We start from the raw sequence: 18,964 nt of genomic DNA, 5'->3' as shown, positions 1-18,964 counted from the left end.
CCTCGAACGGCTGCGCCTCGGTTGCTCATCTACGCCTCCGCCCGGTCGACCAGCGCCTTGCCGTCCCTGGCGGTGACCCGGCCGCGCAGCAACGTCGCCGTCACCCGGGCCGGGAAGGTCATCGCCTCGAACGGCGTGTTGTTCGAGATGCTGGCCAGGTCCTTTCCACGCACCGTCCAGCTCGCCTCCGGGTCGACCAGCGTCAAGTTGGCCGGCTCGCCGACCTCGAGCGGTCTGCCGTGCTCGTCCAAGCCGACGATCGCGGCCGGTCGCTCGCTCATCACGCGGGCGACGCCGCGCCAGTCCAGCAGCCCGGGCTCGACCATGGTCCGCACGATGATCGACAGCGCCGTCTCCAAGCCGAGCATGCCGGGCCGCGCCGCGGCGAACTCGCAGCACTTGTCCTGCTCGGCGTGCGGCGCGTGGTCGGTGGCGACGCAATCGATGATGCCCTCGGCCAGCGCCTGCCGCAGCGCGGCGGCGTCGGACGCCTCGCGCAGCGGCGGGTTGACCTTGTTGACGGCGTCGTAGGTCTCCAACCGGGAGTCGTCCAGCAGCAGGTGGTGCGGGGTCACTTCGGCGGTGATCGAAATACCCTGGGACTTGGCCCATCTCACCAGTTCCACGGTGCCCTCGGTGGAGGCGTGGCAGATGTGCACGCGGGCGCCCGCGTCGCGCGCCAGCAAGGCGTCGCGCGCCACGATCGACTCCTCGGCCGCGCGCGGCCAGCCGGCCAGCCCCAGCCGGGCCGCGGTCGGCCCCTCGTGCGCGACGGCGCCCTTGGTCAGCCTGGGCTCCTCCGCGTGCTGCGCGATCAGCACCCCGAGCGAGTTCGCGTACTCCAGGGCCCTGCGCATGATCAACGGGTCGTAGACGCAGTGACCGTCGTCGGAGAACATGCGCACCGCCCCGACGCCCGCGGCCATGGTCCCCATCTCGGCGAGCTGCTTGCCCTCCAGGCCCACGGTGACCGCGCCGACCGGATACACGTCGACCAGTCCGACCTCACGGCCCCGCCGCCACACATGGTCGGTGACGACCACCGAGTCGGCGACCGGATTGGTGTTGGCCATCGCGAACACCGCGGTGTAGCCGCCGAGCGCGGCGGCGGCGGAACCCGTCTCGATGGTCTCGGTGTCCTCGCGGCCCGGCTCACGCAGGTGGGTGTGCAGGTCGACGAAGCCGGGCAGCAGGATCTGGCCCTGCGCGTCGATGATTTCGGCGTCGACCACGCCCAGATCGGTGCCGATCTGACGGATCTCCCCGTCGGCGACGAGCACGTCGACCGGCTCGCCTTCGCCGTACAGCAGCACGCCTTTGATCAGAACGATGACGTCGTTCCTTCTACTCATGCCACTGCCTCCTGGGTTCCGACGAGCAGGCGGAACAGCACCGCCATCCGCACGTGCACCCCGTTGGTGACCTGTTGCAGCACAGCGGCTTTCGGCGAGTCCGCGACGGAGGACGCGATTTCCATGCCGCGCAGCATCGGGCCGGGGTGCAGCACGACCGCGTGGTCTTCCAGCAGGGCCAGCCTGCGTTCGGAGAGTCCGTAGGTGATCGAGTACTCGCGGGCCGACGGGAAGAACCCGCCGTTCATCCGCTCGGCCTGCACCCGCAACATCAGCACGGCGTCGGCGCCGATCAGCTCGGCGTCCAAGTGGTGTGAGACGCGGGCGGGCCAGCTCTCCACGCCGACCGGAAGCAGCGTGCGCGGAGCGACCAGCACGACCTCCGCGCCGAGTGTGGCCAGCAGGAAGACGTTCGATCGCGCGACCCGGCTGTGCAGGATGTCACCGACTATGACCACCCGCTTGCCCTCGATGTCGCCGAGCCGCTGCCGGAGGGTCAGCGCGTCCAGCAACGCCTGGGTCGGGTGCTCGTGCGTTCCGTCGCCCGCGTTGACGACCGCCGGGCCGGAGCCGCGCCCCGACGAGACCGCCCACTCGTCCATCCAGCGCGCGATCTGGTGCGCGGCGCCGGAGGCCGGATGCCGCACGATCAGCGCGTCGGCTCCCGCGGCGTGCAGGGTGAGCGCGGTGTCGCGCAGCGACTCGCCCTTGGCGACCGAGGAGCTGCTCGCGCTCACGTTGATCACGTCCGCGCTCATCCACTTGCCCGCGACCTCGAACGAGACCCGGGTCCGGGTCGAGTTCTCGTAGAAGACCGTCATCACGGTGCGCCCGCGGAGCGTGGGCAGCTTGTGCACCTCGCGGCCGAGCAGCGCCTGTTCGAACCGCTCGGCCTCGTCGAGCAGCTCGTTCGCGGCGGCGCGATCGAGCGCGGCGACCGACAGCAGATGCCTCACGCGCCTGCCTCCTGCCGCGAGCCGGCGTGTGGCAGCTTCATCACGCCTCCTCCTGGTGCAGGTAGACGCCGTCCCGGCCGTCGTGTTCGGTCAGCAGTACCGAGATGTCCTCGGAGCGGTTGGTCGGCACGTTCTTGCCGACGTAATCGGCACGGATCGGCAGTTCCCGGTGACCGCGGTCGATGAGCACCGCCAGCTGCACCGCGCGCGGGCGGCCGAGGTCGCGCAGACCGTCGAGCGCGGAGCGGACGGTGCGGCCGGAGAACAGGACGTCGTCGACCAGTACCACGAGCGCGTCCTCGATACCGCCTTCCGGAACGGAGGTGCGCTCCAGCGGCCGGTGCGGGCGGCTGCGCAGATCGTCCCGGTAGAGGGTGATGTCGAGCGAGCCCAGAGCCGGGCGGACGCCGGAGAATTCCTCGATCTTGCCGGTGAGCCGCGCGGCCAGGGTTGTGCCCCGGGTGGGGATGCCGATCAGCACCACGCGTGGCGCGCCCGGCTCACCCGCGTCCAGCGCGGTCTTCTCGATGATCTGGTGCGCGATGCGCGCGACGGTCCGCCCGACATCCGAAGCCGACAACAGCTCTCGTCCCGCCGCCACCCATTCCGGGGTATGTCGCTGCGAAGTCTCGGCAGCGCCGGACTTGGCGGCCCGTTCTTCGGGCACGGCCATGCCGACCTCCTTCCCCGCCTCACCGGACGGTCCGTTAAAGGATGTCTTACGGCAAGCAGCGTAGCAGCGCCCCAACCCTTGATTTCACCAGGCATATCGCGCTGTGAGCGGGGCCACTGAGCGCGTAGCCGCGGCCGCTGTCGGCGGACGGCGAGAAACACACCGAGATCGCGGCTGCCAAGGAGCGCGGGACGCTCCAGCGCCGCCACCATCGCGGTCATCCCCACACCGGCCGTGGGGGCTTGCGGCGGTCTTCCGCTCATGACGACTCCCGTCGTCCGATCAGCTTGCCGACCGGCAGCTCCTCTCCTCACGCTGGTGGTGTCCCGTCGATCGCGGGGGAAGTTCGACGAATATGACCGAAAACCGCTAGCACATATGTTCGATCAGCGGTACGCTCGGCCGCATGTCCACACCGCTACAGAGATCGCTGCTCGACGGGTTCGGTGAGACCGAACTCGGGCCGCTGCGCGACGCGCGCCGTACGGTGCTCGACCACGGCGCCTGGGTGGATCTGCTGCCCGGTTGGCTTTCGGGCGCGGACGCGCTGTTCGACCGACTGGTCGACGGCGTGCCATGGAAAGCCGAACGCAGGCCGATGTACGACCGCGTGGTAGACGTGCCCCGGCTGCTGCGGTTCTACGCGGAGCACGAACCGCTGCCGGATCCGGCACTCGCCGACGCGCGCACAGCACTGAGCGAGCACTATCGGCGCGAACTCGGCGAACCGTTCCGCACCGCGGGCCTGTGCTACTACCGGGACGGGCACGACAGCGTCGCCTGGCACGGCGACACCATCGGCCGCGGCGCCACGCACGACACCATGGTCGCGATCGTGTCGATCGGGGCGCCAAGGGCGCTGCTACTCCGGCCGCGCGGCGGTGGGCCGAGCATCAAATACGTTGTCGGACATGGCGACCTGCTGGTCATGGGCGGTTCTTGCCAGCGCACCTGGGAGCACGCCGTGCCCAAGACGCGCAGGCCCACCGGTCCGCGGATCAGCATCCAGTACCGTCCACGCGGCGTCCGCTGACCCAGCTCCCACGCACCGTTTCGAGCTGAACCATCGTCGAGGTCGGAAGTGATCGTCGTCCGCCACGTGTCCCTCGCTCCGGTTAGCCTGGCATTATGAGCAATCCAGGGGCGGGGGTCTTGGCCGTGATGCCGCTGCACACGATCAGCGAGGTCTACGGCGAGGCCGGGCTGCGCGAACGATTACTGCTGGAAATCGCCGAGTTGCCGGACACGCAACGCTTGGCCGCGGCGCTCGATCTCGCGGCCGATCTGCATCGCGACGATCGGTACGGCCGCGAGCCCTATCTCAGTCATCTTCTGCGCGTGTCGATTCGGATCATCAGCCATTACGAGGTTCGTGATCCGGACGTGGTCGCGGCGGGGCTGTTGCACGACGCGGTCGAGGACCACGCCGCCGAGCTGGCCGCCGATCGTCCCGGACCCACCGTCGACGCCGCACTGGGCGCGCTCACCGATCGGTTCGGTGCGCGAGTGGCCGATCTCGTGGCCGCGGTGACCAATCCCGAGCCGGATCCGGCTCGGGACCGGCAGGCGCAGTACCGCGAGCATGTCGCGACGAATCTGGACCGGGACCCGTGGGCCCGCGTCATCAAGCTCTCCGACTTCACCGACAACGGTGTGGGCATCCTCTACGCCACCGGCCCCGCGATGGCGAGACTCGCCGCCAAGTACCGCCCGCTCACCGACGTGTACCGCGATCTGGTCACCCGGCCGGACACGCCGCTGGCCGAGCACGTCCGGCAGCACATCCTCGATCAGCTCGACCGAGCCGACGAACGGTTCGAGGCCATTCTGTCGCGGGACTGATCGCCATCCTGGCGGATCCAAAGCTCATGCGACACACCGCATCGACCGCCACGGCGCGCCTTTCGTAGCGGCGCCGTGCGGACAATGACCGCCGCCACAGACCGCACTGCACCACTGCGCGGGGCGCGGCCACACGCCGCCCCCGAATCACGGTTCGCCCCACGAGCCGGCCGATCGACGCGCCACACGAGCCGTCACGGCGCGCGTAGCACCGATTCGACCAGCTCGCGCACCGCGGCCAGCAACCGTTCCGTCTCGCCCGCGCGGACCATGCCAGGCACCAATTCGGCGCTCAGCGCGCCGAGCAGTAGCCGCCCGACCACTTCGGCGTCCAGGTCCGGACGCGCCTCGCGCAGCAACGTGGTGATGTGGTGGTCCCAGAACGCGTGGAATTCGGCGGTTCGCGGATGTGGCGGCTCGGTGCGATAGGCGACCATCAGCTCGGAATTGTTGATCACCAACCGTGCCATGGCGTCGAAGTAGGCGACCAGCCGGGCATCGGCGGGCGCACCGGGGCCGAGGGGTGGCGGGCCGCTGGTGACCGCGTCCATGAGCGCGACCGCGCTTTGCGCGACCATCTCGTGCAACAGCCCCGCCCGGCTGCCGAAGCGATGGAAGATCGTGCCCTTGCCCACTCCGGCGGCGGCCGCGACGCGGTCCATGGTGATCGCTTCGGCGCCGTGCTCGGCCAACAGGGCGAAGGTGGCGTCCACTATCGCCCGCCGGTTGCGCGCCGCGTCGGCTCGTTCCTTCGGCCGTCCGTCGCCCATCGCATCCACTTTCTAGACAAGTTGACCGACGGTCCATATCATCGGTGAGTTAATTGGACCGTCAGTCAACTTATGGAGTTCATATGCAGGCAATCGTAATGACGGCGCCGGGCAGCCCGGACGTGCTGGTCACCGCGGACGTCCCGGCGCCACGGGCAGAAGCGGACGAGGTGGTGATCCGCGCCGAGGCGATCCCGGTGCTGTTCCCCGAGACCAAGCTGCGCTCCGGCGAGTTCCCGCTCGGCGCGCCGCTGCCGCTGGTTTTCGGTTTCCAAGCCGCAGGGGTCGTCACCGAGGTCGGCGCGCAAGTCGATCCGGCGCTGATCGGACGCCGGGTCGTCGTGTCGACCCAGGGTTCCGGCGCTTACGCCGAATTCGTCGCCGCCAACGCGGATTCCGTGGTTTCCATTCCGGACGGCCTGTCCTTCGTGGACGCCGCGGCGGTGCTGATGAACGGATCGGTGGCGATTCCACTGCTGGAGACCGCCGCGCTCACCGGCATCGAAACCGTCCTGATCGAAGCCGCCGCCACGGGCATCGGCAGCGCGCTGACCCAATTGGCGAGAGAATTCGGGGCGGCTCGCGTCATCGGGACCGCAGGTGGTCCCGACAAGGTCGCCCACGCGCGCAAACTGGGAGCCGACGAGGTGATCGACCACAACGATCCGGACTGGACCACCCGGCTGCGCGGGACACTCGACGGCGCGACGGTGGACGTGGTGTTCGATTCGATCGGCGGCGCGAGTGCCGTCGGCCTGCTCGATCTCCTGACACCCCTGCGCGGCCGGATGCTGGGCTACGGATGGTTGTCCGGAGCACCCGCGCAGGTGTCGGCGAGCGACCTGCTCATGCGCGGGCTCACCTTCGTCGGTTGCGCAGGACCGGACTGGCTGAACCGAGTAGCCCAAGCGCGCACCGCCGTTCTGGCCCGCGCGGCGGCGGGCGGCCTCGACCCGCTGGTCGAGGCCGTGCTGCCGCTGGACCAGGCGAGCCGCGCGCATCGCCTGTTGGAGGAAAGGACGGTACTGGGCAAGATCGTGCTGCGCCCGGGCTCCGCCGTGTCCGGATAACGCCGCGCGGCCCCCGGCGTAGCTAGGGTGGGCTGGTGCGGACTTCTGTGGAATCCCATGTCGGCGCCGCCAACGCGCTCACCGCACGGTGGTGCGCGGCGGCGGGCGAACGAGACTTCGTGGTGTCCGGCGCCGGGGTATGGCCGCTGCTCGCCCTGCTCGCTTCCGCGGCGGACGGTCCGGCTCGGGACGAACTGACGACCGCGACCGGCTTGCCCGCGGCGGACGGGCAAGCCGCGGCGCTCCGGCTGCTGGACGACCTCGAGCGCGCGGAGGCGGTGTCGGCCGCACTCGGAGTGTGGGTGCGCCGCGACCTTCCGTTGCACGAGCCGTGGTCGCAGTCGCTTCCCGAGAGCGTGCTCGCGCGGCTGGCCGGGCAGTCCGAGCTCGACAGCTGGGCGGCCCGGCACACCGATGGGCTCATCGAACGCTTTCCCCTCACGGTCGATCCCGAGACGCTGCTGGTACTCGCCACCGCGCTGGTCGCGAAGACGAAGTGGCAGGCGCCCTTCGATGTCGGGACGCTGGCACCCGAGGACGGCCCGTGGCGGGGACATCGCGGACCCGGGTTGTCCCGCACGAGCCGCGACCTGACGAACGCCGCGATCCTGGACGCATCGGAACCGGTCACCCGCGTGGTCGTCGAAGGCGTCGCCGACCTCGACGTCCACCTTCTGCTCGGCACCGGGGCACCCGGCGCCGTGCTCGAAACGGGCCTGGCCGCGCTGTCCGGCAGTGTGCCGACCCGCTCCGACCTGCCGGTCGGCACGAAGGGACCGGGCCTGAACGTGCGTACCGAGCCGGTGGTACCCAACACTGGCCGACTGCGCGTCCAGCTACCGCCTTTCGAGGTCCGCTCCACCCACGATCTGCTCACCGCGCCGGGCTTGTTCGGCCTGACCGCCGCGACCGACTGCACCCACGGCCACTTCCCGGCGATCTCCCCGGACCCACTGTGCGTCGGCCAGGGAGCGCAGGAAGTGCTCGCCCGGTTCGGCCACGAAGGTTTCGAGGCGGCCGCCGTGACGGCCTTCGCGTTGCGCGCGGCAGCGGCCGTCCTGCGGCACGACTACGCGCCTGTCGTCTCGGTGGTCTTCGACCGGCCCTTCGGTTTCCTCGCCGTGCACCGCCCGACGGGTCTGGCGGTCGTCGCGGGTTGGATCGCCACCGCGCCTACGTCCTCCCCCGACGTGCCGGCCTGAGCGCTACCGCCGCGCGAAGTGCGGGGCGTGCTCGGGCAAGACACCGCGAGCGATCAAGAAGGTCGGCACGCTGCGAATCACGGGGACGCGCCGCAGAATACGGACCGGCAGCGGTGCACGCGGGGAACTCGCGATGTCGACTCGTCCGTCGAGGGCGGGCGCGACCGCGACGGTGTGCAGGAGTCGCTGCATTCCCTGTGTCACCACGGTCGGGAATCGGCGCCGTCGCTGCACCTTCGCCAACTCCCTGGTGCCGAGCGTCCCCGAGAGCAGCGGCGGAGCAAGGATCCTGGCCGCGGCTACGGCGTCCTGCACGGCCAGGTTGATGCCGACGCCGCCGGCCGGGGACATGGCATGGGCGGCGTCGCCCAGACACAACAGACCGTTGGTGTACCACTTGGTCAGCCGATCGAGTTTCACCTCCAGCAACTTGACCTCGTCCCAGCTGGTCAAGGCGTCGATCCGGTCGTAGAGCCAGGGAGCGGCCTCGGCCAGACTCCGCATGACGTCCCGCACCGGCCCGCGGCGGGCGGATTCGTCGGCGCCCTTGGCGATCAACGTCGCGCACTGCCAGTAGTCGCCGCGATCGAGCAGCACCGCCACCCGCCGGGCGCTGACGATCGGCAGCGCGCCCGCGGGATCGATCTCGGTGCGCGGCAAGCGGAACCACCAGACGTCCATAGGTGTCGACCACGTGCGGATCGGCAGTCCCGCGGCCGACCGCAGCAGTGAGCCGCGACCGTCGCAGGCCACCGTGAGGTCGGCTTCGATTGCGCCGGTGGCGCCGTCGACGGTCCGGTAGGCGACGCCACCTACCCGGCCGTCGATCCAGACCAGGTCGGTGGCCTCGGTGTTCAGCCGCAGCCGGAAGGTGGGTTCGTCGGCCGCGGCACGCGCGAGCAGATCCAGCAGATCCCACTGCGGCACCATGGCGATGTACTTGTGCCTGCCCGGCAGATGCGTCAGCGTGGCGAGCGTCTGCAGGCCGCCCGCGATCGGCAGTTGCACTCGATCCACCTTGCGCGCGGGCAGTTTCGCGAACTCCGCGCCGAGACCCAGTTCGTCGAGCAGATCGAGGGTGGTGGGATGCACTGTGTCGCCGCGGAAGTCACGGAGGAAGTCCTTGTGCTTCTCCAGCACCGTGACCTCTACCCCGGCCCTGGCGAGCAGGAGCCCGAGGATCATTCCAGCCGGTCCCCCACCAACCACCAGGCATGTCGTGCGCTCCATCGACTGTGTCTCCCTCGGTCACCACATCGCCGCAAGGTGTCGCCTGTTCGCGCAAATCCTAGTGTGGCGGGCGCGGCGCCGGACCCGGATCGGCGACGGCCGACCGGCTCAGCCGATATCCCGATGCAGCACGAAGAAATACGGTTCGGCCATACCACGCAAATCCATCACGCCGAGCAAGGTGTGCTCGTCGGCGCGCCGGAAATGATCGATGATCGGCAGGTGGTCGTAGACCATCGCGGCACTTGTCACACCGCGGTATTCGACCTCACGCAGACGCGCGGTGTGCTTGCGCGTGCGCAGCGCGGGACGAAGGACCGGCAGCAACTTGCGCAGGGCCCGCACACCGGGCAGCGGTACCCGCCCGGCCAACGCGACCGGGACGCGGCGCGGATCGACGGCGAACACCGCGCCGCCCGAGGTGAACAACAGCGGATGCACGCTGTCGGGGCCGTCGAACTGCTTGCCGTACCAGCCCGAAGCCACCAGCACACCGTCCATCGGATGACCGGTGTCCAGCTCCTCGCCTCGCCACCGCCCGGTCGTGACGTCCTCGACCCGCGCCGCGGGGAGTCGGTCGAACAGCGCCCACGCCTCCTGCGCGGTACGGATGTCCGTCACGGTCAGCTCGTTCGCGGCCATGTCTCCTACTCCCCTCAGCGAGGCAACGTTGCGATATATACCCTATCTGTCTCTCAGAACGCCGCTGTCGACCAGGTCCGCGCGGATGTTCAGTAGGTCGCCATGAGATAGATCCCGGCGATGATCATGACGCAGGCGACGACGCGTTTTGAGCTCACCGTGCGCCGCGGGAATCCCATCAGCCCGAAGTGGTCGATCGTGAGCGCACCGAACATCTGTCCCGCGATGATGAGGGCGTTGAACGTACCCGCGCCCACATCGGAGGCCACGGAGATCATCGCCAGGATCGCGGCCCCGCCGAGCAGGCCACCGAAGGGCGCCCAGCGGGGCATACTCCGGATGTCGGCCTTCGTCGGCCACGGCCGGTTCCTGGAAACCAGCAGCGCCACCGTGAGGAAGATCGCGAAGCCGGTGAATGCGACGGCGTAGGAGATCACGCCACACAGCCAGACGTTCTTCAATGCGAGCTTCAGCGAGTTCTGGCAACCGGCTTCTACGGAGCGCAGCGCGCCGCCGACCAGGATGAACGCGAAGATGAGTGCCATCGTGACGCGGGACAGCGCGGCACGGGGCTTTTCGGCGGTCTGAACCGTCATCGAGAATCCTCGGGAGAGTGCGAAGAGTGGATGGCTGGGACCGGCAGCGGTGGGCGTACTGCTGTCAGGTGACGCTGACCCTGGGCTCGTCGCCCGCGGGCTCATCGGCCATCAGGTATATCGCGAGCGTGATCAGCCCGCAGGCCACCAGACGCGGAACGCTGGCGGATCGTTCTTCGAATCCCATGAGTCCGAAGTGATCCATGATCACGGCGACCACCATCTCGCCGACGATCACCAGCGCGCTGAAGGTCGCCACGCCGACATGCCGGGCGACCGCGATCATCCCCATCACCGCCGCGCCGCCCAGCAGACCGCCGAACGGCGCCCACCACGGCATGTTCCGAACGTCGTCGAGCGTCGGCCACGGCGTCTTCGACGACAGCGCCAGGAAGATCGAAAAGCCGGTCAGCGCAACGGCATACGAGATCACCGCGCAGAGCCACATGTTCTTCATGTGGTTCATCAACGTGTTCTGACAGCCGGCTTCGGCCGACCGTAGGCTGCCTCCGACCAGGATGAACAGAAATACCAGTCCGATGACGAGGCTCATGGGCAATACATCCTTGGCTCGACGGCGGACGAACACCGAGATTGCCTCGGACACAACGTTTTCCACCCGAAAAATGGGATCGGTTGTGCCGGAACCGACGTCCGACCTATGTGACCCGCATAACGTACCATCGAATAACGGTACGTTCAATGGGTAAGTGAGGACTGCCGTGGCCCGTCTCGGCCGGGAAGGGACGCGAACGAAGGGCTGCCATGATGGCACTCGTGCCCGAACTGGTCGATTCCTCCACACGGAACCCACCCGCGACCACCTCCGAGCGGCGGCTCAGCGTCCTGGACCGGGTCCGGCTCGCCTTGCTGGCGGCCGGTCTGCTGTGCGTGCTCACCGGGCTCCTGCCCCGCGACGAGGCCGCCGCGAACATGCGCCGCATCGGCCCGTTACTGCTGTTTCTCGCAAGCGTGATCGTGCTGGCCGAGCTCACCCGGCAGGCGAAGGTCTTCGACGCCATCGCCCATCGCCTCGCGATCCTCGGTCGCGGCCATTACCCGGCGCTGTTCGGCCTCTGCGTGCTGTTCGCCTCCGCCACCACGGTGCTGCTGAACCTCGACACCACAGCCGTGCTCATCGCCCCGGTCATGCTGGCACTAGCCGCGCCCGCTCGGATCCCACCACTGCCGCTGGCCATGGCCACCCTGTGGCTGGCGAACACCGCGAGCCTGCTGCTACCGGTCTCCAATCTCACGAATCTGCTCGCCGCCGACCGGGTGGCACTGACCGCGACCGGATTCGCGAGCAGAATGCTGGCGCCGCAGATGGTCTCGATCACCGCGACGACGGTGTGCCTGTGGGTGTGGTACTGGCGGCGCGGTCGCCGGGAAACCGACCGCTACGTGCCGCCCGAGCCGATCCGGCTCGTGAACTTCCGGGAGCGCTCGCTGTTCTACACGACAGCCGGGGCCTGTCTGTTGTTCATCGTCGCGATCCCCCTCGTCGGCGACCGGATCGGCGTCGCGGCGACGGTCGCGGCGCTCATCGCGTTGGCGGCGTTCGCCGTGTTCGATCGCGGTGCGTTGCGGCTGTCGCTCATCCCGGGGCAACTGCTCGTGTTCGTGGTCGGATTGTTCCTGGTGATACCCACCCTGAGCCGATTCGGCCTCGGCGACGCGATGCATGCTCTGATCGGCACCGACTCGGGTGCGTCCGGCGCGTTCCGAGCCGCCGCGGCGGGTGCGGGTCTGTCCAATGTCGCGAACAATTTGCCCGCCTACACCGCGGGCGAGGCGGTGATCCCCGCGCAGAACAGCGATCAACTCCTCGCGTTGCTGATCGGCACCAATGTCGGCCCGATCGTCACGCCCTGGGGCTCGCTCGCCACACTGCTGTGCCTGGAGTTCTGCCGCATGCACGGCGTACGGGTACCCATGCGACGTTTCGTCCTGACCGGTGCCGCGCTCGCGACAGTCGCCACCGCAGGCGCGGTCACAGCGCTGCTGATGACGAGTTAGCCGCCGAGACACCCGCGAGTCAGCGCCTCGCTTGACCTCGAGTGCGGTCGAGGTACGAGGATACTGTCGAGGCCGGATCGAGACGCACGTCCGGGTTCGGTCTCCGCGCGGAACCCAAGTTCCGGTGCTCCCGCTGGGCATCCGTACACCCACCAGCGGGAGCCATGCGCGGTCCCCGGTAGGAGTTGCACGGACGTCGCGTTGCCCGGCCTCACGCCGCCGCGCAGGAACGCGAACCGAGCCGGAAAGCCCGCGCAGGCTCCGACGCGCAGTCGAAGTCAGCTCGGCGCCGTGACTTCCCACTCGTAGATCGTGAGTTCCGAGGACCCGGTGGTGTGCACCGGATCGGTGAACACGATTTCCCTTGCGGCGTCGAGGCTTTCGGCGTAGATGATGTACGCGCCTCCGGTGCCGTCGGTGAAGCGGCCACTCTCCTGCAATTGCCCCACTTCCTGCAGCGACTGCAGGAACTGCCGGTGCGGCTCGATCACGGCGGTATCGAAGCGCGGTGTGCGCATCGCCAGGACGAGGTACTTGTTCACGCCTCGGACTCCGGGCGGGGGGCCCTCGTCGCGGCAGCGGCGGCGCGCACCTGCGGGGCCACCAGGACGACCTGCCCCAGCACACCGTTGAGGAAGGACGGGGAGTCGTCGGTGGACAGCTCCTTGGCCAGCTCCACCGCCTCGTCTACGGCGACGACCGGAGGCACGTCGCTCGCGTGGAACAGCTCCCAGACCGCGATGCGCAGGATCGCGCGATCCACGGCCGGGAGCCGCGACAAGGTCCAGTCCTGCAAGTACGACTCGATCGTTCCGTCCACCCGGTCGAGATCGTCGGCCACACCCTCGACCAATGTCCGGGTGTAGGCGTGCACCGGCGCGACCGACTGGTCGCGGGCGGCGAGCTCGGCGCGCTCGTCGAGCAGGTCGGCGGCGTCGACGTCCCTGGCCTCCGCCTCGAACAGCAGGTCGACCGCACGGCGGCGGGCCTTGTGCCGCGCGCCGAGCTTCTTGTACGTGGACTTCTTGTCCACGGGCTGGTCAGCCACGGTCACATCATTCCGGGATCGGCCGGCCCGCGGCTCAGGCGTTGACCCGGCCGAGGTAGCTGCCGTCGCGCGAGTCGATGCGCAGCTTGTCGCCGGTGTTGATGAACAGCGGGACCTGCACCTCGGCGCCGGTCTCCAGGGTGGCGGGCTTCGTTCCGCCGGTGGAGCGGTCACCCTGCAGGCCGATGTCGGTGTGCTGGACCACGAGCTCGATCGAGACCGGGAGCTCGACGTACAGCGGCGCGCCTTCGTGCGTGGCGACCTGCACGGTCATGTTCTCCAGCAGGAAGCGGGCGCCGTCGCCGATGGTCTCCTCGGCGATGGAGATCTGGTCGAAGGTCTCGCCGTCCATGAAGACGTAGTCGGTGCCGTCGTGGTACAGGTAGGTCATGTCGCGGCGGTCGACGTTCGCGGTCTCCACCTTCACACCGGCGTTGAAGGTCTTGTCGACCACCTTGCCGGACACGACGTTCTTCAGCTTGGTCCGCACGAACGCGGGGCCCTTGCCCGGCTTGACGTGCTGGAATTCGGTGATCTGCTGGAGCTGACCGTCGATCTTCAGCACAAGGCCGTTCTTGAAGTCGCTGGTGTCCGCCACTGTCTTCGGATCTCCTCGTTCTACCGCTTGGTCTCGGGCAGACCGGCGTCAGTCGACGACGGTCAGGTCTTTGCTGGTGTGGGTGAGCAGCTCCGGGCCCCCTTCGCGCACCACGAGCGTGTCCTCGATCCGGACCCCGCCGCGGCCGGGAAAGTACACACCTGGTTCGACGGTCACCGCCACGCCAGTCAGAAGTGTACCGGTTCCGGTTTTCGCGATTCCGGGCGCTTCGTGGATCTGCAGACCGACCCCGTGGCCGAGGCCGTGCACGAACAACTTGCCGTGCCCTGCCGCCTCGATCACCGCCCGCGACGCGGCGTCCACGTCGGATACCGGGACCCCCGGGCGCAGCGCCTCCCGCCCGGCCCGCTGCGCCTCGGCGACCAGCGCGTACACCTCGCGCTGCCAGTCGGTGGGCGCGCCGAGCACGAAGGTGCGGGTCATGTCGGAGTGGTAGCCGCCCACCACCGCGCCGAAGTCCAGTTTGACGAAATCACCCGCGGCCAGCACGGCGTCGGTCGGGCGGTGATGCGGGACAGCCGAGTTCACGCCGGTCGCCACGATGGTCTCGAACGAAACCGCTTCGGCGCCGTGTTCGAACATGGCCCATTCCAGTTCCCTGGCCACCTGACGCTCGGTGCGGCCCGGACGCAGTCCGCCCCGCTCCAGCAGCGCGGCCAGACCGGCATCGCCCGCCGCGCAGGCCGCCCGCAACTGATCCACTTCGTAGGCGTCCTTGACCATGCGCAACTGCTCCACCAGCCCGGGCGAGGCGACGAACTCCAGGCCGGTGCGCTGTTCGAGGAAACCGCGATGCTGGTCGACGGTGACCACATGGCTTTCGAAACCCACCCGGCCGACCTGCCACTCACCGGCCAGCTGCACGATCCGCCGGGCGGCGGCGCGCGCGATCTCGGCCCGCAGATCGGGAACCTGCTCGGCGACCTGGGTCCGATACCGGCCGTCGGTGCCGATCACGGTCCGGTCCTCGGCGGTGCGCGTGTCCCAGGAATGCACCAGCAACGCCGCGTTGGAGCCGGTGAACCCGGTCAGATATCTGATATTCACCAGATCGGTGACCAGCAGGGCGTCCACCCCGTTCTCCACCAGCAGGCTGCGCAGCGCGCCACGCCGCGCCGCGTAATCCGGCACATGACCCTGGTGATCAGCACACATGAGTCAAAACTACCGCCGACACACCGCACACCGACAGCCAACACGTGATCGGCATGGCCTTCCGTGCTGTCGAATCATCGATTTTCGCCCGAAAATTACTGCGGCCCAGCATTTCTCGACAGCGGGAGGCCCACTGACCCATAGCCTGTTCACACCCGAACCAGTTGTGCACATTCCGGTCCGGAGCGGATGACCCGCGCCGGAACCGGGCGAAGGTGGAGCCATGACTCCACTCGCGTGCGCCGCGCTCACCGTCTGGTGCGCGGCACTGACGACGTTCGACCTGCGTGAAGGACGCCTCCCGAACCGGCTGACCGGCTCCGGAGCGCTGGTCATCCTCGGATATGCCCTGCACACAGAGCATTTCACCGCCGCTCTGCTGGGCGCGCTGTTGCTTTCGGCGCCGTACCTGCTGGTGCACCTCGCCGCGCCCGCCGCGCTGGGCGCGGGCGACGTCAAGCTCGCGGTGATGCTGGGCGGGGCGACCGCCCTGGGCGGCGCCCGTCCGTGGGTTTGGGCGGCACTCGGAGCACCGACGCTCACCGCATGCGTCGCGCTCGGAGCACTGGTCTGCCGACGCGCATTCGGCTCCCGCCCCGCCGACCCGGGCGACAGCGCGCTCACCGTGCCGCACGGCCCTGCGATGTGCCTGGCGACATTGCTGGCCCTACTGTCGTCGGTCTTCGACTCGACCTGAGTCCGCTCCGCCCGACACCACCGGAATGCCGCCGGACCGCGCTGGACGCCGCACAAAGCCAGCAAATCAATAGCAATTCATCGGTAGCATCAATCGCGGGCAACGACTTTCCGACCCGCCGCCACGTCAGCGCTCGAGCTACGGCACCTCGGAGAAGTCGCCCCCTCGAGTGCGCCAGTACAGCGGAAGCAGCGTCGAGAAGGAGCCGCCCAGTGAATCCGAGGCATCCGTCGCGGGGGCCGATCGTCGTGGGAACCGACGGTTCGGAGCAATCGATCGTCGCGGTCCGCTGGGCGGCGCAGACCGCCGCACTGCACGACGCTCCGCTGCACATCTCGCTCGTCGTGGAGTCCTCGCTCGGCTCCGACGACGACGATCCCCCGCGTCCGGCGGCGCTGCTGCGGGTGCGCGAGGCGGACGAGGCGATCGAGCGCGCGGCCGACGCCGCCGTGGCGGCCGCGCACACCGTGCGCGACATCACCATCGGCACCGAGATCCGCACGGCGCACATCGCCACCGCCCTCATCGAACGCTCCCGGAGCGCGGCGATGCTCGTGGTCGGCACCCGCGGGATCGGCCGCGTCCAGCGGGTCCTCCTCGGCTCGGTCAGCACCGCCGTCTCCAGGGACGCCGAATGCCCGGTGGCGGTGGTGCCCGCCGAGACGCCGCTGTGGGACCGGGCGACCACCGGCCCGGTGATCGTCGGCGTGGACGGCTCCACCGCCGAGCAGGCCGCCATCGGGGTCGCCGCGACCGAGGCGTCGCTCCGCGGGGTCGAACTGGTGGCCGTGCACACCTGGGGTGAGGTCGAGCCGCTGGCCGCGATCGGCACCGACTGGGCCGCCCTGCGCCGGACCGAGGAGGCGTTGCTCGCGACCAGCTTGGCCGGCTGGCAGGAGCAGTACCCGGAACTGACGATCCGGCGCGAGGTCGTCCGCGACCGTCCGGAGCGAGGGTTGCTCGAACGCTCCCGCGACGGACAGCTGCTGGTGGTGGGCAACCGCGGCCGAGGAACTTTGCGGCGACTGCTGTTCGGCTCGGTCGGTGACGCGCTGCTCCGCTCGGTGGACCGCCCCATCGTCATAGCCCGCTGAGCGCCTCGGCCCGCGGTACCCGGGCTCCCCGGCGTGCGGTTCGTCACGGCGGGCCACGTTCCGGAGCACGGGCGTCGACATGGGAAGATGAACAATGTGCTGCGTTGGATAACTGCCGGAGAATCCCATGGTCCCGCTCTCGTCGCCCTCCTGGAGGGGATGGTGGCAGGCGTCGAGGTCACGTCGGACGAGATCTCCGCGCAGCTGGCCCGTCGCAGGCTCGGCTACGGTCGCGGCGCGCGGATGAAGTTCGAGGCCGACAAGGTCACCGTCATCGGCGGTGTGCGGCACGGGCGCACCATGGGCGGCCCGGTGGCCATCGAGGTCGCCAACTCCGAGTGGCCGAAATGGACCACGGTGATGTCCGCCGATCCGGTCGATCCGGCCGGACTCGCCGACCTGGCCCGCAACGCACCCTTGACCAGGCCCCGGCCCGGGCACGCCGACTACTCCGGCATGCTCAAGTACGACTTCGACGACGCCCGCAACGTGCTCGAGCGCGCCAGCGCCAGGGAGACCGCCGCGCGCGTCGCGGCGGGCACCGTCGCGCGCAATTTCCTGCGCCAGGCGTTCGGCGCGGAGGTCGTCTCGCACGTCGTGTCGATCGGCGCGGCGCAGAACACTTCCGGCCTCGTGCCGAGCGCCGCCGATCTCGCCGCGGTGGACGAGAGCCCGGTGCGTGCCTTCGACAAGGACGCCGAAGCCGCGATGATCGCGGAGATCGAGGCCGCCAAGAAGGACGGCGACACCCTCGGTGGCGTTGTCGAGGTGGTCGTGGCGGGACTTCCGGTCGGCCTCGGCTCGTTCACCAGCGGCGAGAACCGGCTGGACGCGCGGCTCGCCGCCGCACTGATGGGCATCCAGGCCATCAAGGGCGTCGAGGTCGGCGACGGTTTCGAGACCGCGCGCCGCCGCGGCAGCCAGGCGCACGACGAGATGCGCCCCGGCCCCGACGGCGTGCTGCGTTCCACCAACCGCGCCGGCGGACTGGAAGGCGGCATGACCAACGGCGAGGCGCTGCGCGTGCGCGCGGCCATGAAGCCGATCTCCACGGTGCCGCGCGCGCTGTCCACCGTCGACATGACCACCGGCGACGAGGCCGTCGCCATCCATCAGCGCTCGGACGTGTGCGCCGTGCCCGCCGCGGGCGTGGTCGCCGAATCCATGGTGGCGCTGGTCGTCGCGCAGGCCGCGCTGGAGAAGTTCGGCGGCGACTCGCTCACCGAGACCGTCGAGAACATCACCAGCTACGTCAAGCGCATCAGCACTCGCCCGCACGTGCCCGCGGACAGTCGGTCGCAATGATCGTGCAGACCGATCCGCGCGCCCCGCGCGTGGTGCTGGTCGGACCGCCGGGGGCGGGGAAATCCACGATCGGCCGCAAGCTCGCCAGGGAACTCGGCGTCGAGCTGTACGACACCGATGCCGGCATCGAGCGGGAGACCGGTCGCACGATCCCGGAGATATTCGCCGAAGACGGTGAGCCCGAATTCCGCAAGATCGAGGAACGGGTGGTGCGCCGCGCCGTCCTCGCCGAACGCGGCGTGGTCTCGCTCGGCGGCGGTGCCGTGCTGTCCGAGCACACCAGGGCACTCCTGCGCGGCCGCACCGTCGTCTACCTGGAGATCAGTATCGCGGAGGGTCTTCGGCGCACCGGCGCGAGCACGCAGCGGCCGCTGCTCAACGGTGCCGACCCCGGCGCGAAGTACCGGGAACTGATGCGTACCCGTCGGCCGCTGTACCGGGAAGTGGCGACCGTCCGGGTTCGTACCGACGGCCGCAGTCCCGGCCGCGTGGTGCGGATGATCATGACCAAGCTCGGTATGGAGCCGGTCGAACCGGCCGAAACGGATCTCCGGCCACCGCCGAGCGGAATCCCGCAGGGCAGCAGCCGATCCCGGGCCCGCCGACGTGCGAGGGCAAGAGCGGCGGCGCGGCGCAAGACCGCCGATCAGTCCGAGACCACCGACACCGCGACCGGCGCCGCGGCGGAAGCGGC

At 69.4% G+C, this 18,964-nt stretch carries 20 protein-coding genes and 1 pseudogene; 9 read left to right on the top strand and 12 right to left on the bottom strand.

Translation table 11 applies throughout. The annotated features are described in order from the left end of the window. Positions 1–29 precede the first annotated feature (29 nt). The 3 genes from ACIA5H_RS17855 to pyrR are packed head-to-tail and all read right to left on the bottom strand — an operon-like array spanning position 30 to position 2,981. Positions 30–1,352, bottom strand: a complete 1,323-nt coding sequence (locus tag ACIA5H_RS17855) for a dihydroorotase (RefSeq protein WP_397076812.1) — start codon at positions 1,350–1,352, stop codon at positions 30–32. Then, a complete protein-coding gene (locus tag ACIA5H_RS17850) occupies positions 1,349–2,308 on the bottom strand; it encodes an aspartate carbamoyltransferase catalytic subunit (protein WP_397076811.1) in 960 nt (319 codons plus the stop codon). The genes ACIA5H_RS17855 and ACIA5H_RS17850 overlap by 4 nt, the downstream gene beginning before the upstream one ends. A gap of 40 nt (positions 2,309–2,348) precedes the next feature. Next, positions 2,349–2,981, bottom strand: a complete 633-nt coding sequence (gene pyrR / locus ACIA5H_RS17845; RefSeq protein WP_379250969.1) for a bifunctional pyr operon transcriptional regulator/uracil phosphoribosyltransferase PyrR — start codon at positions 2,979–2,981, stop codon at positions 2,349–2,351. A gap of 406 nt (positions 2,982–3,387) precedes the next feature. Here pyrR and ACIA5H_RS17840 point away from each other — a divergent pair, with 406 nt between their 5' ends. Together ACIA5H_RS17840 and ACIA5H_RS17835 are read left to right on the top strand one after the other, a co-directional pair. After that, positions 3,388–4,014: an alpha-ketoglutarate-dependent dioxygenase AlkB gene (locus tag ACIA5H_RS17840; protein ID WP_379250971.1), complete on the top strand. Its 627-nt coding sequence runs from the start codon at positions 3,388–3,390 to the stop codon at positions 4,012–4,014. A 95-nt stretch (positions 4,015–4,109) separates the two neighbouring features. Then, positions 4,110–4,823: an HD domain-containing protein gene (locus ACIA5H_RS17835; RefSeq protein ID WP_355070613.1), complete on the top strand. Its 714-nt coding sequence runs from the start codon at positions 4,110–4,112 to the stop codon at positions 4,821–4,823. Between the two features lie 194 nt (positions 4,824–5,017). Here the strand turns inward: ACIA5H_RS17835 and ACIA5H_RS17830 are convergent, their stop codons facing one another. After that, a complete protein-coding gene (locus tag ACIA5H_RS17830; RefSeq protein ID WP_397076810.1) occupies positions 5,018–5,593 on the bottom strand; it encodes a TetR/AcrR family transcriptional regulator in 576 nt (191 codons plus the stop codon). A gap of 83 nt (positions 5,594–5,676) precedes the next feature. Here ACIA5H_RS17830 and ACIA5H_RS17825 point away from each other — a divergent pair, with 83 nt between their 5' ends. Both ACIA5H_RS17825 and ACIA5H_RS17820 read left to right on the top strand, forming a co-directional pair. Beyond that, positions 5,677–6,663: a zinc-binding alcohol dehydrogenase family protein gene (locus ACIA5H_RS17825; RefSeq protein ID WP_397076809.1), complete on the top strand. Its 987-nt coding sequence runs from the start codon at positions 5,677–5,679 to the stop codon at positions 6,661–6,663. 35 nt (positions 6,664–6,698) lie between these two features. Further along, on the top strand, positions 6,699–7,865 hold the full coding sequence (locus ACIA5H_RS17820; RefSeq protein WP_397076808.1) for a serpin family protein: 1,167 nt from the start codon (positions 6,699–6,701) through the stop codon (positions 7,863–7,865). 3 nt (positions 7,866–7,868) lie between these two features. Here the strand turns inward: ACIA5H_RS17820 and ACIA5H_RS17815 are convergent, their stop codons facing one another. From ACIA5H_RS17815 to ACIA5H_RS17800, 4 genes are all read right to left on the bottom strand, one after another. Then, a complete protein-coding gene (locus ACIA5H_RS17815; protein ID WP_397076807.1) occupies positions 7,869–9,095 on the bottom strand; it encodes an FAD-dependent oxidoreductase in 1,227 nt (408 codons plus the stop codon). Positions 9,096–9,203: 108 nt separating this feature from the next. Beyond that, positions 9,204–9,737: a DUF4334 domain-containing protein gene (locus ACIA5H_RS17810; RefSeq protein WP_355070604.1), complete on the bottom strand. Its 534-nt coding sequence runs from the start codon at positions 9,735–9,737 to the stop codon at positions 9,204–9,206. An 89-nt stretch (positions 9,738–9,826) separates the two neighbouring features. Continuing rightward, on the bottom strand, positions 9,827–10,333 hold the full coding sequence (locus ACIA5H_RS17805; RefSeq protein ID WP_355070602.1) for a DMT family transporter: 507 nt from the start codon (positions 10,331–10,333) through the stop codon (positions 9,827–9,829). Between the two features lie 64 nt (positions 10,334–10,397). Beyond that, positions 10,398–11,036, bottom strand: a complete 639-nt coding sequence (locus ACIA5H_RS17800; protein ID WP_379250980.1) for a DMT family transporter — start codon at positions 11,034–11,036, stop codon at positions 10,398–10,400. A gap of 62 nt (positions 11,037–11,098) precedes the next feature. Between ACIA5H_RS17800 and ACIA5H_RS17795 the strand changes: the two genes are divergently transcribed. Beyond that, positions 11,099–12,352: an SLC13 family permease gene (locus tag ACIA5H_RS17795; RefSeq protein ID WP_397076806.1), complete on the top strand. Its 1,254-nt coding sequence runs from the start codon at positions 11,099–11,101 to the stop codon at positions 12,350–12,352. A 278-nt stretch (positions 12,353–12,630) separates the two neighbouring features. Here the strand turns inward: ACIA5H_RS17795 and ACIA5H_RS17790 are convergent, their stop codons facing one another. The 4 genes from ACIA5H_RS17790 to ACIA5H_RS17775 are packed head-to-tail and all read right to left on the bottom strand — an operon-like array spanning position 12,631 to position 15,174. Then, entirely contained in the window at positions 12,631–12,894 is a 264-nt protein-coding gene (locus ACIA5H_RS17790; protein ID WP_397076805.1) for a YciI family protein, read from the bottom strand. Then, entirely contained in the window at positions 12,891–13,400 is a 510-nt protein-coding gene (gene nusB, locus ACIA5H_RS17785; RefSeq protein WP_364425835.1) for a transcription antitermination factor NusB, read from the bottom strand. Before nusB ends, ACIA5H_RS17790 begins: the two co-directional genes overlap by 4 nt. Positions 13,401–13,434: 34 nt before the next feature. Continuing rightward, positions 13,435–13,998 carry an elongation factor P gene (efp, locus tag ACIA5H_RS17780; RefSeq protein ID WP_355070592.1) on the bottom strand — a complete coding sequence of 188 codons (564 nt, stop codon included), beginning with the start codon at positions 13,996–13,998 and terminating at the stop codon, positions 13,435–13,437. 48 nt (positions 13,999–14,046) lie between these two features. Further along, positions 14,047–15,174, bottom strand: a complete 1,128-nt coding sequence (locus ACIA5H_RS17775) for a Xaa-Pro peptidase family protein (RefSeq protein WP_364425838.1) — start codon at positions 15,172–15,174, stop codon at positions 14,047–14,049. A gap of 223 nt (positions 15,175–15,397) precedes the next feature. On the opposite strand from ACIA5H_RS17775, the gene ACIA5H_RS17770 reads away from it, so the two are divergent. The 4 genes and pseudogenes from ACIA5H_RS17770 to ACIA5H_RS17755 all read left to right on the top strand — a co-directional run. After that, the gene (locus ACIA5H_RS17770) at positions 15,398–15,871 is read left to right on the top strand and encodes a prepilin peptidase (protein WP_397076804.1); all 474 of its coding nucleotides are present in this window, start codon (positions 15,398–15,400) and stop codon (positions 15,869–15,871) included. 212 nt (positions 15,872–16,083) lie between these two features. Continuing rightward, on the top strand, positions 16,084–16,965 hold the full coding sequence (locus ACIA5H_RS17765; RefSeq protein ID WP_379250989.1) for a universal stress protein: 882 nt from the start codon (positions 16,084–16,086) through the stop codon (positions 16,963–16,965). Between the two features lie 96 nt (positions 16,966–17,061). Beyond that, complete coding sequence (gene aroC, locus ACIA5H_RS17760; protein WP_397076882.1) at positions 17,062–18,270, top strand: chorismate synthase; 1,209 nt, start codon at positions 17,062–17,064, stop codon at positions 18,268–18,270. Then, a pseudogene (locus tag ACIA5H_RS17755) lies at positions 18,267–18,785 on the top strand (shikimate kinase); the annotation flags it as partial. The gene aroC and the pseudogene ACIA5H_RS17755, both read left to right, overlap by 4 nt. Positions 18,786–18,964 lie beyond the last annotated feature (179 nt).

The organism is Nocardia sp. NPDC051900 (genome assembly GCF_044452545.1).
Lineage (GTDB): Bacteria > Actinomycetota > Actinomycetes > Mycobacteriales > Mycobacteriaceae > Nocardia > Nocardia sichangensis.
This window is presented reverse-complemented; position numbering and strand designations above follow the sequence as displayed.

Bases quoted from the DNA above. Each gene is read 5' to 3' on its own strand.
- ACIA5H_RS17810 (WP_355070604.1), bottom strand. From the start codon at position 9,737: ATGGCCGCGAACGAGCTGACCGTGACGGACATCCGTACCGCGCAGGAG.
- ACIA5H_RS17855 (WP_397076812.1), bottom strand. From the start codon at position 1,352: ATGAGTAGAAGGAACGACGTCATCGTTCTGATCAAAGGCGTGCTGCTG.
- ACIA5H_RS17805 (WP_355070602.1), bottom strand. From the start codon at position 10,333: ATGACGGTTCAGACCGCCGAAAAGCCCCGTGCCGCGCTGTCCCGCGTC.
- ACIA5H_RS17770 (WP_397076804.1), top strand. From the start codon at position 15,398: ATGACTCCACTCGCGTGCGCCGCGCTCACCGTCTGGTGCGCGGCACTG.
- ACIA5H_RS17825 (WP_397076809.1), top strand. From the start codon at position 5,677: ATGCAGGCAATCGTAATGACGGCGCCGGGCAGCCCGGACGTGCTGGTC.
- ACIA5H_RS17830 (WP_397076810.1), bottom strand. From the start codon at position 5,593: ATGGGCGACGGACGGCCGAAGGAACGAGCCGACGCGGCGCGCAACCGG.
- pyrR (WP_379250969.1), bottom strand. From the start codon at position 2,981: ATGGCCGTGCCCGAAGAACGGGCCGCCAAGTCCGGCGCTGCCGAGACT.
- ACIA5H_RS17815 (WP_397076807.1), bottom strand. From the start codon at position 9,095: ATGGAGCGCACGACATGCCTGGTGGTTGGTGGGGGACCGGCTGGAATG.
- ACIA5H_RS17775 (WP_364425838.1), bottom strand. From the start codon at position 15,174: ATGTGTGCTGATCACCAGGGTCATGTGCCGGATTACGCGGCGCGGCGT.
- ACIA5H_RS17840 (WP_379250971.1), top strand. From the start codon at position 3,388: ATGTCCACACCGCTACAGAGATCGCTGCTCGACGGGTTCGGTGAGACC.
- ACIA5H_RS17795 (WP_397076806.1), top strand. From the start codon at position 11,099: ATGATGGCACTCGTGCCCGAACTGGTCGATTCCTCCACACGGAACCCA.
- ACIA5H_RS17835 (WP_355070613.1), top strand. From the start codon at position 4,110: ATGAGCAATCCAGGGGCGGGGGTCTTGGCCGTGATGCCGCTGCACACG.